This is a genomic window from Bradyrhizobium sp. WSM4874, from assembly GCF_055811835.1.
In genome coordinates, this window is the sequence record NZ_JBVVPR010000005.1 from 55,938 (window position 1) to 68,936 (window position 12,999).

At 60.0% G+C, this 12,999-nt stretch carries 17 protein-coding genes; 9 read left to right on the top strand and 8 right to left on the bottom strand.

Annotation, left to right across the window (positions count from 1 at the left end):
- Window positions 1-83: 83 nt before the first annotated feature.
- The 4 genes from AC0L3P_RS06945 to AC0L3P_RS06960 form a co-directional block, all read right to left on the bottom strand.
- On the bottom strand, window positions 84-359 hold the full coding sequence (locus AC0L3P_RS06945) for a hypothetical protein (RefSeq protein ID WP_275167519.1): 276 nt from the start codon (window positions 357-359) through the stop codon (window positions 84-86).
- 167 nt (window positions 360-526) lie between these two features.
- Window positions 527-700, bottom strand: a complete 174-nt coding sequence (locus AC0L3P_RS06950; RefSeq protein ID WP_354204446.1) for a hypothetical protein — start codon at window positions 698-700, stop codon at window positions 527-529.
- Between the two features lie 91 nt (window positions 701-791).
- Window positions 792-1,124, bottom strand: coding sequence for a hypothetical protein (locus tag AC0L3P_RS06955; protein WP_473301394.1), 333 nt, complete (start codon window positions 1,122-1,124; stop codon window positions 792-794).
- Window positions 1,125-1,402: 278 nt separating this feature from the next.
- A complete protein-coding gene (locus AC0L3P_RS06960; protein ID WP_354055787.1) occupies window positions 1,403-1,693 on the bottom strand; it encodes a hypothetical protein in 291 nt (96 codons plus the stop codon).
- A gap of 320 nt (window positions 1,694-2,013) precedes the next feature.
- On the opposite strand from AC0L3P_RS06960, the gene AC0L3P_RS06965 reads away from it, so the two are divergent.
- The 3 genes from AC0L3P_RS06965 to AC0L3P_RS06975 all read left to right on the top strand — a co-directional run bounded on the left by AC0L3P_RS06965 (window position 2,014) and on the right by AC0L3P_RS06975 (window position 4,274).
- Window positions 2,014-2,532 (top strand): hypothetical protein, encoded by a 519-nt coding sequence (locus tag AC0L3P_RS06965; RefSeq protein ID WP_473301395.1) that lies wholly within the window; start codon window positions 2,014-2,016, stop codon window positions 2,530-2,532.
- A gap of 445 nt (window positions 2,533-2,977) precedes the next feature.
- Complete coding sequence (locus tag AC0L3P_RS06970) at window positions 2,978-3,253, top strand: hypothetical protein (protein ID WP_275167514.1); 276 nt, start codon at window positions 2,978-2,980, stop codon at window positions 3,251-3,253.
- A 265-nt stretch (window positions 3,254-3,518) separates the two neighbouring features.
- On the top strand, window positions 3,519-4,274 hold the full coding sequence (locus AC0L3P_RS06975; RefSeq protein WP_473301396.1) for an outer membrane protein: 756 nt from the start codon (window positions 3,519-3,521) through the stop codon (window positions 4,272-4,274).
- Between the two features lie 317 nt (window positions 4,275-4,591).
- Here the strand turns inward: AC0L3P_RS06975 and AC0L3P_RS06980 are convergent, their stop codons facing one another.
- Window positions 4,592-5,029 carry a hypothetical protein gene (locus AC0L3P_RS06980; RefSeq protein WP_473301397.1) on the bottom strand — a complete coding sequence of 146 codons (438 nt, stop codon included), beginning with the start codon at window positions 5,027-5,029 and terminating at the stop codon, window positions 4,592-4,594.
- 365 nt (window positions 5,030-5,394) lie between these two features.
- Between AC0L3P_RS06980 and AC0L3P_RS06985 the strand changes: the two genes are divergently transcribed.
- The 4 genes from AC0L3P_RS06985 (at window position 5,395) to AC0L3P_RS07000 (ending at window position 9,281) form a co-directional block, all read left to right on the top strand.
- Window positions 5,395-6,240 (top strand): HD domain-containing protein, encoded by an 846-nt coding sequence (locus tag AC0L3P_RS06985; protein ID WP_473301398.1) that lies wholly within the window; start codon window positions 5,395-5,397, stop codon window positions 6,238-6,240.
- Window positions 6,241-6,334: 94 nt separating this feature from the next.
- Window positions 6,335-7,423: an AI-2E family transporter gene (locus AC0L3P_RS06990; RefSeq protein ID WP_473301399.1), complete on the top strand. Its 1,089-nt coding sequence runs from the start codon at window positions 6,335-6,337 to the stop codon at window positions 7,421-7,423.
- A gap of 86 nt (window positions 7,424-7,509) precedes the next feature.
- Window positions 7,510-8,718 carry an acetate/propionate family kinase gene (locus AC0L3P_RS06995; protein ID WP_473301400.1) on the top strand — a complete coding sequence of 403 codons (1,209 nt, stop codon included), beginning with the start codon at window positions 7,510-7,512 and terminating at the stop codon, window positions 8,716-8,718.
- Between the two features lie 104 nt (window positions 8,719-8,822).
- A complete protein-coding gene (locus tag AC0L3P_RS07000; RefSeq protein WP_275167509.1) occupies window positions 8,823-9,281 on the top strand; it encodes a potassium channel family protein in 459 nt (152 codons plus the stop codon).
- Here AC0L3P_RS07000 and AC0L3P_RS07005 read toward each other — a convergent pair.
- A complete protein-coding gene (locus tag AC0L3P_RS07005; protein WP_275167508.1) occupies window positions 9,259-9,942 on the bottom strand; it encodes a helix-turn-helix domain-containing protein in 684 nt (227 codons plus the stop codon). The two genes, AC0L3P_RS07000 and AC0L3P_RS07005, sit on opposite strands and share 23 nt — an antisense overlap.
- A 316-nt stretch (window positions 9,943-10,258) precedes the next feature.
- Between AC0L3P_RS07005 and AC0L3P_RS07010 the strand changes: the two genes are divergently transcribed.
- Entirely contained in the window at window positions 10,259-10,882 is a 624-nt protein-coding gene (locus AC0L3P_RS07010) for a response regulator transcription factor (protein ID WP_473301401.1), read from the top strand.
- 195 nt (window positions 10,883-11,077) lie between these two features.
- Window positions 11,078-11,452, top strand: a complete 375-nt coding sequence (locus tag AC0L3P_RS07015) for a response regulator (protein WP_275167506.1) — start codon at window positions 11,078-11,080, stop codon at window positions 11,450-11,452.
- 12 nt (window positions 11,453-11,464) lie between these two features.
- On the opposite strand, the gene AC0L3P_RS07020 is transcribed toward AC0L3P_RS07015, so the two are convergent.
- Together AC0L3P_RS07020 and AC0L3P_RS07025 are read right to left on the bottom strand one after the other, a co-directional pair.
- Complete coding sequence (locus AC0L3P_RS07020) at window positions 11,465-12,076, bottom strand: invasion associated locus B family protein (protein WP_473301402.1); 612 nt, start codon at window positions 12,074-12,076, stop codon at window positions 11,465-11,467.
- Window positions 12,077-12,107: 31 nt separating this feature from the next.
- Window positions 12,108-12,995, bottom strand: a complete 888-nt coding sequence (locus tag AC0L3P_RS07025; RefSeq protein ID WP_473301403.1) for an alpha/beta hydrolase family protein — start codon at window positions 12,993-12,995, stop codon at window positions 12,108-12,110.
- Window positions 12,996-12,999 lie beyond the last annotated feature (4 nt).

The following is a 12,999-nucleotide window of genomic DNA, read 5'->3' on the forward strand; positions in this document are numbered from 1 at the left end:
TCGCGCTCCGAAACCCGAAACCGCACATCCTGCAGAAAAATTATCCGGCAGGATGCGGTGTTCAGAGCCGGCAACGACGGCTATCAGCGGCAGACGTAGCTGCCATTGACCAGAACGCGGACACATGCCGTGCCGACAGCGGCTGCACCGACTGCCGCGCCGCCGACGACCGCGCGCCTGGTGGTGCGCCGTGCTACGCCAGCGACTGATACAGGTGTCAAGGGCCGCCCGACCCGTGCTTCAGCCCGGCCGAGCGAGAGCGAAAGGCCTTCGTCGACCGACCAGTCGATCGAGCCGGACACTCCAAGGGCGACCACGGCAGCCGCGAGTGATAGCTTTGTGACCAAACCACGCTTCATGATAGTCTCCGCCTGTGAGAGTGAATTTGGATCGCTCCATGGACTGGCGCTCGGACCATTGATCAAGATCAACGAACCGTGGAAATCGTGAAGCTGTTAGCGAAGGCGAAACACCAGAACGATTTCAGTCGGGGTCGGGTGCATGCGTCACACTTTTCGTCGCTTTTTTACTTCTGTATGCAGAGTGGCCTGAGCGTCTCGTCGGTACTGCGCGCTTTTGCGTATTCCATCAGCGCCGTCCGGGCTGCTTCGCAACGCTCTGCGCTTGAAAATTCTTGCGTCGAGACTACGGCGCCGTTCGCGACGCCGAGCCAGCTGATGACGACCAGAACATAGGTCATGGTATCCTCCCCCCTCAGTCACCAATCTCGGAACGCAGCTTAGCGCGACGGGCGGCTTGATGAGCGCCGTCCATCGCGCCGCTATCAAGCTCTATTGGCAGACATACATGATGCCGTCACCGCCCTTCACCAACGAGCCTGGGACGCAACCGATGCCGTTGCGCGCCGCATAGTCGGTCCAGCCGCTATAGCCGTAGCTCCATGGTCCGCCGAAGTAATAGGCCCGCACGGCGTACCAGGGCAGACTCTCGTTAGTGTAGTAGTGACCGCGATAAGAGGGAGTGACGTACAATCGCGTCGCCGCTTGCGCCTTGTCGACCTTCAGCGAAACTCCGCTTTGGTCGGTCCAGCCTATGGACAGCGTCGTGCCGCATACGAGCGCGGCGACGGCAACGGCAATTTTCCTTGCGCTTATCGACTTCATGGACGTTCTCCAAAAATGAAGTTCAACGCTACAACACCATCCCGGCACTGGGCCGCCGACTTGCTTTAGATCAAGAGATTGAAATAAATCGAGTCCGCTTCCTCTTCGAATTCGCCGGATCCAGTTCGGAGCGAGTTAAGTGAATCTGGAGGAGGAGGCTCCGACGTCTGAAAAGTGCAGCCCGCCGGGTCGCATCGGAAAGCGCGCTGTCACGTGGGACGGCTTCTCCACACTGGAGCGAAGTATGCAATCGTGCGAGCGCTTTTTGCTGGAATGCGTCAGGCAGTCGGCGACAAGCTCCGAGACGGCATGACGCCTCTCGACCTGCTCTTCATCATGTCTGCTGTTTCGTTTGTAGGCTCGTGTTGCGCCTCGACCAATTTGCTGAACGCGAAGAACAATCGGGCGGTGATGCCACCTTTTAATTGGTGCTCATCATGAAGCGTCTCGGCGGCCTGGCGTGACCAGCTCCTTGCCTCGGCCATCCAGACTATTTGGTTTACCGGATCCTGGCTTGCAAGCTGCCGGCAAAGTGCTGCGCGCGAACTCAGCTCGGATTGACTCATCATCGGCCCTCCCTGCCAGAAGCTCGATGTACGCGGTGAGAATTCTGCGTTGCGTGCCACATCTCTGCAATTGCCCTTCCGGCCATTGTACCAAGGGGCATGTCACTGACACTGACTATGCCATGCGGCACTAACGCGAGGCGGTGTTGCGATAATTCAATTCGTTGATCTGGCTCAAGCGAAACCGCGTCGGGCGCGGTGAACATTAGTCCGCTGCAGCGTGCGTGCGCTTACCACGAAGCGCCGCCCATGCCTCAGCAAGTGTTTCACCAGGGGCGCGCCGCGGCGGAAGCGGCGGCGGCTCGATTTAGGCAACCACGTCCATGCAGGTTGCGTTGCTTCGCCAATTCTGCCGCCGTGGCCCGTTGCTTGCCAGACGAAAATCTGCGGCGACGATGGCGCCGACAATGCCTATCTCACGATATCTGTTCTATGTCGGCGGTGCGTTGCTCGCGATGCTCTTCGTTGCGGATGCCTTTGTCCCGGTCCGGCCCGCTATACACGATGGCGTTGCGCGCTCCTCCACTATCCGCATCCACTCTGATTTGAGGTTGCCCGAACGGATCGTTCTCGACACTAGCCGGCCCACGATCGTGGCGGTCGACGTCCCCAAGGTCGAGCTCGCCGCCCCGCCGGGCGCCGACCTGCCACAGACGCGCGCGCGCGAGGCATTTGCTCGGCTTGGACCGCTCGATATCGAACGACCGCCAGCGCGTCCGTCGGCAAAGGCTGATGCGAAGCCGCAGCGTCAAAACAAAATTGTGAGGAGGCACATTGAAAGAAATATCCGGCTCGTCTCGCGACCTCCGCAGTACGGCTGGTTTGGCAACCAGGTCTGGTGAGCGTCTCCGTTCGTCGCTGCGGAGTGGGGCGCCCGCCGTTGATACTGATCAACGAATGCACGTCGAAGCGTCGCCTAATCAAACGTCCTCAAGATCGGGAGTAACTGACATGAGTGAAACGCCAAGGTTTCAACGACTCGATCGTCGCGAGGCTCTTTCATTGCTCGGATGGCCCGCTGTGCTCGGATTGGCGACATCCGGCACGGTGCTGTTAGGAACAGAAGTGCCGGCTCAGACGATCGGCATGGAGCGACGCCAGGAGAGGCGGGGAGCCCGCCACGAGCGGCGTCAGGAACGGCGCACGGGCCGGACTGAACGCCGCCTGGAAAGGCGTACAGGGCGCACGGAGCGCCGTGAAGAGCGGCGCAACTAGGACGCCGACATGATCTCACCGATCATCGTTCACCGGCATATGTCTGCTTGATCGCGATCCGGAAGCTGGCGGATGCCGCAGACCTGGTACGTAACATTCGAGGTGCAGAAGCGTGGGACCTTGCCGAAGAGGCGAAGCCCACGGGAGACACGCACATTCGAGAGCGAAGCCGAGGCGCGGGCTTTCGCGCGAGAGAAGTTCAATGAGGGATTGATCGTGTTTGCAGGCACGCTCAATCCCTTTTTGCCGCGACGGCTGATCCCCTCGAGCGACATTCCGTCCTGGATAGAGCAAGACCAAGGCGACGAGGTTGCCGGCCAGGACGCCAAGCGCGACCCGGAGAAATAAGCGGTCCATCATGGTGACTGATGCTGATGACCGGAGGCGGCTCGGAGCGGGCGGCTGCCTTTTGGTGCTTTCGCATACTGGCGCCGGTCGTTCGACTCTGTTGGCGACGCAACCCGGAGTCTGGTTCGAAATGTCTTGAGTGTTGCCATTTTGGCACGGGGAGTTTGTACCCTCGCCCGTAGAGTTTCAGCTGGAAGTTGGGGGATGATTGCAGTGCAACAAGCCGCCGTTCGAGCAATCAAAAAGCGGCCGGCAAGGAGAGAGCATGATGAAAAGACTTTTGCTGACAACCGTTGGTCTGGTGGCGCTGTGCACGGCGGGGACCGCCATGGCTGCCGACATGGCCGTGAAGGCGCCGCCACCGGCACCGATTATTCCAATCTACAATTGGACCGGGTTCTATATCGGCGGCAATGGTGGCTGGGCGCAGAACCACAACTGCGTGGATTTCCTTGACGCGGCTGGCGTCGCCGTCGCTTCCGGCTGCCGCGATCGATCCGGTGGCGTCATCGGTGGCCAGCTCGGTTATCGCTGGCAGGCCAGCCAGTGGGTGTTTGGTCTGGAGGCTCAAGGCGATTGGGCGGATCTCAGCAACCAGCGCGTTAGCCTGTTCGATCCGACGCTCTCCACGCGCGCCAAAACGAGCGCCATCGGCCTCTTCACCGGCCAGATCGGCTACGCCTGGAACGCGTCACTGTTCTACGTGAAAGGCGGCGCTGCGGTAACAGACAATCGTCTCAGCGTGCTTGATACTGCGACCGGCGCCGAGCTCGCGGCGCAAAGCGCAACCCGCTGGGGCGGTGTCATCGGTGTCGGATTCGAGTATGGCTTCACCCCGAATTGGTCGGTGGGACTCGAATACGATCATCTGTTCATGGGGCACCGAAATAATTCGTTCACGGTCGCCGATCCGCGCCTTGCCGCTTTTGTAAACGACCGGATCACCCAGGACGTGGATATGCTCACCGTGCGCTTCAATTACCGCTTCGGAGGGGCCAACCCCGTCGTCGCGAGGTACTGAACTCTCTCGGTCTGATGTCTTCAGGGGGCCGGCAGCAACGCCGGCCCTCATTTTTGTGGTCTTATCGTGCAAGCCAGGCAGCGTCTGCCGGCGCGATCGACCGGACCGCCGCGGTTGGTCGGAGTGCCGGACCGCACTGCTTCTCGTGCAGCAGCGCGCGCGACGGGACGCACTCCCAGGGCGACGCCCGGTCTTGCGACGCAATGCGCGGGGTAGTTCACAATATTGGCAGTATACGGCCGCGTTGGCGCTTTCAGGGCTCGCGAAGACGAGCCCTGGCACCAAGAGCGCGTGCTCAGGAGAATCCGAGGCAGATTCTACCAGCCGGAATAGTAGCTCCGTCTCGCGTAGTAGCCGCCATAACCGCCATAGCTTCCGTAGGCGCTGTAGGCACTGGGCGGACAATAATCATAGCCGTATCCTCCGCCGTAAGAGGAGTATCCGCCGCCGTAGGACGGATATGCACCATAGTAGCCGGAGCTTGCGATCGCGCCACCGACGACGGCGCCCGCGACCACCGCGCCGGCGCCCCAGCCACGGTAGCCTCTATATCCATAACCTCTGTAGCCATATCCGGCGCCGCGATATCCCAAACCACGATAGCCCAATCCCGCTCCGCGGTAGCCTCCACCCCATCCGCCGCGATAACCCCAGCCTCCGTAGCGCACGTTTACTACGTCGTTATCGAGCGCTGCTCTCATCACGCCGACGTTGGTGAGCAATGGCGCTGCTTCGCTTCCGGGTACAGAAATCATGGCGCTCGCGACAGTAAGAATTGCTGCAAATGCCCCTTTGATGAACCTCATAATGTCCTCCAGTGGTTTAAATCTCGACTGACCGGCAAGAGAAGAATTCCGTCACGCCGGCGGCATGGCCGTGCACATGAAATGTTTGCCTTCGTTACCGGCTTGGCCTTGATTTGAATCAACGAGAGAGGTTGGAGACCGTGAGCGGCTCCGACCGGTCACGGGTCCGCTTGCCCGAGGCGCGGCACCAGATGGATCGTCTTTAAGGTCGCAGAGCGCGGCCGGCTTGAAGAATCTGCGAATATCGCCAGCATTGATCGCAGAGAGACATGGCTTGATCTGCATCGTCGACAATACCATGGCGGAGAGACCTGATGATCACAGTTCCGGAACTGGTGTCGCAAGCTCTGGGCGCGTTTCTGACGACGGAAACCAAGGACCGGTTCGGTGCCTCCCATGCCGGTTTGACCGAACTGCTTCCGTTCGCGGCCAAGCTCACGATGGAGTGCATCGGCAATAGCGATGCCCTGTATCACAATATCGAGCATACGTTGCTCGTAACCTTGGCCGGGCACGATATCTTGACGGGACGTGCGTTGCTGCGGCCCACCACAGCAAATGACTATGCGAATTTCATCCTCGCGTGCCTTGCTCATGACATCGGATACGTGCGCGGTGTCGTTCAAGGCGATGAGGACGAGCTGTTCATAGCCGACGTGAAAGGCGGCACCGTTCGGCTGCCGCGAGGATCGTCCGATGCGGCATTGGCGCCATACCACGTAGATCGGTCGAAGTTGTTCGTCCTGGAACGGCTGGATTCCGTCGAGCAGCTGGATGCGGGCCGGGTTGCTCAGGCGATCGAATATACCCGATTTCCCTATACAATGTCCTCCAATGACAGCCTCATCGAAGAGGAGGGATTGCTGCTGCGAGCCGCCGATCTCATCGGTCAGCTCGGAGATCCCAACTATCTGAAGAAGTCGAACGCGCTGTTCTACGAATTCGAAGAGATCGGACTCAACAAGACCCTGGGCTACGCGACGCCAGCGGACATCGTTTACAAATATCCGCAATTTTATTGGAGTAACGTGGCTCCCCAGATCCAGCCGGCGATACGTTATCTCAACGTGACGTCCCGAGGCCGGCAATGGATCGCGAGTCTCTACGGCAACGTGTTTCGGGCCGAGCGTGAGCTGAACCTGTCCGGACCTCAGCCCTAGAAGAGCGCGCGCTCGTTGATCTGGATCAAGCCAGCTGAGCGAGGGGACTGGCTAGTTCGCCTCAGCATGCGCGGCATGAGCTGAAGGCGCGTCCGTGAAAACACTCCGCCAGATATTCTCAGGAGACGAGATCATCCAGCTTCTGATCCGGCTGGGATTGCTGGGGCTGTTGCTCATCTGGGCCCTTCTCCTGGTCCGTCCATTCGTGCCCATATTGGCCTGGAGTGTCGTGCTCGCCGCTGCGCTGAACCCGGTATTTCGGCGCCTCTCCGACCTTCTGGGCGGTCGACCGAAGCTTGCAGCGACGATCCTTACTCTCGTCAATCTTGCTGTGGTGATCGGGCCCGCGACCTGGCTGGGCATGGGCGCGGTCGACGGGATCACCGATCTCGCCGCCCAGGTGACGGCTGGCGAACTGCATGTGCCTTCGCCGCCGCAGTCTCTCAAAGATTGGCCCATCGGCGGCGCTCAGCTCTTCGATCTCTGGGACCAAGCGACGACTAATCTCCGGTCGCTCTTGCGTGCAGTGGTCCCCTACCTGAAGCCATTCGCTGCGACCTTGCTCGGATTTGCCGGCAATGCCGGGGTGGGAACGGTCAAGTTTCTGCTGTCGGTGGCGGTGGCCGGGGTGCTGTTTCCGTATGGACCTCAGCTCGTGGCTGCGGGGCGCAGCTTTCTGTCGCGCGTCGTGCCGGACCAGAGCGAGCACTTTCTGGATCTAGCAGGTGCCACGATCCGCGCGGTGGCCCAGGGCGTGATTGGCGTCGCCATCATCCAGGCCTTGCTGGCGGGTATCGGCTTCAAGCTGGCCGGCATCGCCAGCGCGGGGCTGCTGGCTTTTGTGGTGTTGTTGCTGTCGATCGTGCAGATCGGCGGGGCCATCGTCATCCTGCCGGTCATCATCTGGATCTGGACCGACAAGGAATTTCCGATCGCCCTCCTGCTGACGGTGTTTTTCGTGATCGTATCAGTTCTCGACAACATCCTGAAACCGCTTGTCATGGGCCGCGGCCTGACCACGCCAGCGCTCGTCATCCTGATCGGGGTGATCGGAGGAACCCTCTTCCACGGGATCATCGGCCTCTTCATCGGACCTATCATTCTATCTGTGGTCTGGGAGCTGACGGTGGCCTGGATTCGTACCGAACGTGCTGTGCCGACGAAACTGGCGATCGAGCGTTGACTGTCTAGCTCGCTTGGTGCCGTTGCTGTGACCGCCGGTGTTGATGCAGGGCTTTGACATGCTCCAACGAGTGCGACGTGAGTGTCATGGATACCATCCTTGTCATCAATGCCGGCTCTTCCCACCTCAGGTTCCGGATCTATTCGGTCGAAGGAGAAGGAATCTTACGACAGCAGATCAAGGGGCGGATCGGCGGCATCGGGCGTTGCCCGCGACTGCAAGCGAGCAGTGCCGGCGGTGATCCGCTTGCCAATCGCGCCTACCCGATCGAAGCGGTGCTGGATATTTCGGCCGCACTGAACATTGCAGTCGCTTGGTTGCGGGATGAGCTTCATATCAGCCCCATTGCTGTCGGGCATCGCGTCGTTCACGGCGGTGCGGAGCATGACCGCCCGGTCCTGATTGATCAGGAGGTCCTGACTCGCCTGGATGGACTGACGGAATTGGCGCCGCTTCATCTGCCGCACAATCTGGCTCCAATACGTTTGATCCTGTCTGACTTCCCAACGCTCCCGCAGGTCGCCTGCTTCGAGACCGCATTTCATCGAACCCATGCTGAGGTGGCCGACCACTGCGCGATCCCCCGCTGGCTTCATGCCGAAGGCGTACGGCGCTATGGATTTCATGGCCTCTCCTACGAATATATCGCGAAGACCTTGCTGAAGGTTGCGCCAGAAATCGCGATGGGGAGGGTGATTGTCGCGCATCTCGGGCGTGGGGCATCAATGTGCGCGCTCCATGGAGGACGGAGCGTCGAGAGCACCATGGGATTCACCGCGATAGACGGACTGCCGATGGAAGCGCGACCAGGGCAGATCGACGCCGGAGTTGCGCTTTATCTCCTCTCGGAGAAGGGAATGGCAGCGTCCAGGGTGCAGGAGTTTCTCCTCGGAGATTACGGGTTGAACGGCCTCTCGGGCCTCAGCGGCGATATGCGTCAGCTTGAGGCAAGTGAGGATGTCGACGCAAAATTTGCGATCGACTATTTCGTTCATTGGGTCGGCCTTAACGCCGGTATGCTCGCAGCTGCGTTGCAAGGGCTCGATGCCTTTGTCTTTACCGCCGAGATAGGCGAAAGCTCCGCGTCGATCCGTTCGCGCGTGGCGGAGCGGCTCGCATGGCTCGGTGTCAAGCTTGATATGGCGCAGAATGCGCGGCAATCGCAGCTGATATCGTCTTCCGCCAGCCGCATTCCAGTTTACGTCGTGCCGTCCGACGAGGATCTCATGATCGCGAGACACACGTTGGCGCTGCTGATGAACCGTAGCTCGACAGCTCCAAACGGGGCATCGTGATACGTTCTCCTTGATCCGGGTTGCGGTCAGGCGTTGAGGGGGGCGTGGTCGGCGCTTGCGGGATTATCGGACGGCTTCTTCGATGTCGGCACCAGGAGTGTGTAATGGCGGTCCAATTCCTGCTCGGTACCTTGATCAGCGTGATCAACATCATGATTCACGCGCTGGTGACCGTTGCGGCCATCGATATCGCTCGTACCGCCGGATTAAGGCACACGGCGCGGCCCCGGTCGCACCTGATGGCCGTGATGGTCACCACTGCTGTCATTTTGATGGTCGCGCACACTGTCGAGGTTCTCATTTGGGCGCTCGCCTATGCGGCAGTCGGCGCGGCGCCTCCGGGCAGCGATCTGCTATATTTCACGTTTGTGAACTACACCACGCTTGGTTATGGGGACATTACGCCCGTGGCGGGGTGGCGGCTGACGGGACCCATGACAGCTATGAACGGAATCCTGATGTTCGGATGGTCGACTGCGGTCCTGTTTGAGGTTCTGCGCAAGACGGTCGAGCATCTCGCCGCGATTGCGGCACCTAAGTCTAGTTCTGGAGATCGAGGCTAGCGAGCTTCAGCCTGTCCAGCAGCACGATCTGGCGCTGGGTATTTCCGATGAAGCCGAGGATCCCGAGCTCATGCAACCGCGATAGTGCGCGGGAGACGGTTTCCAGCGTCAATCCGAGATAGTCGGCGATATCGCGCCGCGACATCGGCAGCGCCATGATGCCAGCAGCCGTCAGCCGCTTGTCCATCTCGATCAGGAAGGCTGCGACTCGCTCCAGCGACGTCTTGCGGCCAAGCAGCAGCATGTGGTCTTCCGCATGCTGAAGGTTCTTGGTGGTCATGCTCAGCAGGTTGCGGGCAACCATGGGGTCGCCCTGAGCAACCAGCTCGAGGCTTTGGCGCCTGACCAGACGAACCGTGGTGTCGACGATCGCTTCAGTCGTGAATCGGTGCACGCCGCCGTTCTCGAGCCCGAAAATATCGCCGGCCAGGTGAAATGCGCCGATTTGGCGCCGGCCGTCGGACAGCAGCTTATAGCTTCGCACCGCGCCCCTCTTCACCTGATAAACGTATTCCGCAGGCTCCTTTTCGCCGTAGACTTCCGAGCCTTTCTTGTAGGTAAATTCGTTTAAACTAATGATCGGGTTTGAATCGGTGTTTAACCCTAGCTCGCGGAGCGAATGAAGCCGCGAGGCGGCGTCGGCAGCGGTGCGAACGAACATGGCCAACTCCCGAACTGATGGTGACGCGGTATTTCCATCGTCGGGAATGAGGAGCCGCCGAAAATCCGCTTCCCGCGAAGGTTGTTTAGGCCATAAGTGGGGTTTTCAACCATTGTCTGTAGGTGCATTGTACCAAGGTACAGGAAGGGTTCGATGCGCTTGATGAGAACCCGTCAGAGTGTCTGTCAGATGGTGCGGCAATATGCCGAAAACAGACGCTCCATTCGCGGTTGTGGCATTCCAATTGTGCTGCTTTGCTCAGGTACTAAGGCGCATCTGGTCTTTCTGCATTTGAAGTACCCAGCGAGGAAAAAACTTGCCCGGCTTCGTTTATGTCGTGGACGACGACGCATCCTTTCGGATGGCGATCCAGCGTCGGCTTAAACTGGCTGGGTATGAAGTTGTGACCTACGCGTCCGCCCAGGAGTTACTGGATGATCCGCCAGGGTCCGACGATCCGGGATGTATCTTGCTCGATGTGCAGCTTCCGGGCCTGAGCGGGCCGGAGTTGCAAGCCTCCCTCGTCCAATGCCATTCGCCGCTGCCCATCGTCTTTCTGACCGGACATGCGGATACCGCGACGACGGTCCGTGCGATCAAGGCCGGCGCGGAGGATTTTCTGACCAAGCCGGTGTCGTCGGAACAGTTGATCGATGCGATTGAGCGGGCAATGGCTCAACAGGAGGCGGCGCGGAGTCAACACAGCAAGCTCGATTCGCTACGTTCTCGCTTGAGGTCTCTATCGCGGCGCGAACGACAGGTGTTCGACCTGATCGTACGCGGCAAAATCAACAAGCAGATCGCCTATGAGCTTGGAACGACCGAACGCACGGTGAAGGCGCACCGCCACCAAGTGATGACAAAGATGCAGGTACTATCGTTTGCCGAACTGGTGTCCGCTGCAGAGCGGCTCGGCCTTCTGGATTCGGCAAAGATGTGATGCAGGCCGTTTTCGTGGCTTCGTCAGGTCGGTGATCAGACCTGTACGATGGGACAATATGAAATGTTATTGACATATTTCGGCCTGGACCGCCTACATACCGGCGTCGTTAGCCGTCGGATTAGCGCAGGAACCTTTGCCCCGTAGCGTCGTTGCGACGCGAGTGCCAGGTTTCCAATCAGAAAGACGGGTCCATTGTTTGCACGTAAGCCGATTTACGTCGTGGATGATGATTTATCAATGCGCCGAAGCTTGGAGCGGCTGCTTCGGAAGCACGGCTTTGATGCGGTTGCTTTTGATTCCGCGGGTGCGTTGCTTCGTCATGGGTGCATCGAAGAGGCGTGCTGCATCGTTCTGGATATCAATCTAAACGGCGAGTCGGGTATCTCACTCCGCCGCAGGCTCGCCAGCGAGGGTGCCACGGTCCCCGTCATCTACATTACCGGCAACGACTGCCGGGCGAATCAGGTTGCCGCGATTGAGTCTGGGTGCGCCGCCTATCTGGCCAAGCCCTTCGCAGCAAGCGCACTCATCGACTCCATTGAACGCGCCTGCGCAGAGCATGGCTGAAGCCGCCGCTGCTCACTCCTCGATGTCCTGCTCCAGGGTCTGTGTGGGCGCGCCTTTGTGAGCCGGGCCGAACTGTGCCAGCGGCAACGACGTCGTCAGAGACAGAAGGTTGGGATCGGTGAGTTCGAGCAGGAGGACCTTGCCTCCATCCATGTCTTTGACGAACTTGGGATCCGCTGCGTCGGCGGCAATGCAGGTATTGGTCAGGCACCAGGTGTAGGGCAATGACTGGGCGCTTACTCCATCGATCGTCAGCTTGGCGGGCCTCTGCAGATACATCCCGACGGGGACAAACACTTGGAGCCGGGCAGTGCGGTCGCCGTCACGCTCGATCAGGTCCAGGCGCACCGCCATCTGGCCCGTTGCAAACTTGCCGGTGATCGAGGTCCGGCACAGCATCGGCGCGCCGCCGGGCTTTACGCAAAGCTTCCGCCAGTCGCCATAGGTGATGTCCTTGGCTTCGCGCTGTCCGCGAGGCGCAATTTCGGCGGGCTTTGCCTCGCGCGCATGCTCCTGCGCTGCCGAGTTCTGGGCTGAAGCCGGTCCGACAACGGTCGCTGCTAACAAAAGGGATAGGTAAGCGCGCGCCTGCTTGAGCCATGGTGTCGAAGCTGGGTTGATCATGTCAGTGCCTCCAGCCGCGCGTCCTCCGCGCCTACTTCTGTTCGTCGAGGAATTTCTCGACGAGTGGTGCCCACGTCGCGATCGTGTCAGGCGAGCCGACGAAGAAATGTCCTTCGTTGCCGAAGGGCGGCATCAGATGATATTCGGCCCTGCCGCCGGCAGCGGTGAAGGCCTCGTGCATGCGCTTCGACAAGGCGGGACCGAAAAACGTGTCGTTCTCGATATAGAACCACAGCATTGGAACGCGCGAGGTTCGGCCGAAATCGGCAGTCGCTTCGACCAGCTTGTCCGGTGCGCAATTGTTGTTGGGTTTGCCATCGACGCGGCCCCCGCGTCCTGCTGCGAATGTGATGATTGCCTTGACCTGCGGCGGGTTTGCACTCGAGAGCGCAATGGAAGCCCAGCCGCCCGCGGACTGTCCAATGACGATCACGTCCTTCGGCAGAACGCGCTTCTCGGCCACCATGTAGTCGATGATCCAGAGATCGGCTTGCGCAACTGCACGGCCGGCGTCGTGGAAGTTCGGATTGGTGCAATTTCCGACCTTGGAGAAGAACGGTCCGTAGAGACCATGCTCGGGAATATCGATCGCGGCTGCCCCATAGCCGGTGCCGACTGGTGCAACCACGAAGTAGCCGCGCTTGGCAAACCATTTGGCGGCGCCACGGAACTCCACCAACGGGAAGAAGCTGCGATCGACGGGCTTGAGCGACACGCCGTGGTTCATGATCGCCAGCGGGAAGGGGCCGTCGCCGACGGGCCGCACTACATAGGCGAACATCGGCAGCGGTAGCGGCAGAGCCCAGACCTCCTCCTGGATGCGGACATTGTCGTCGGCACGTGCTGGAGCAATAATGCAGGCCAGGATACTCAATGCTGCCGCCAGGTAAGTCACTGTTGAAGCATGGCGGAGATTCACGCGC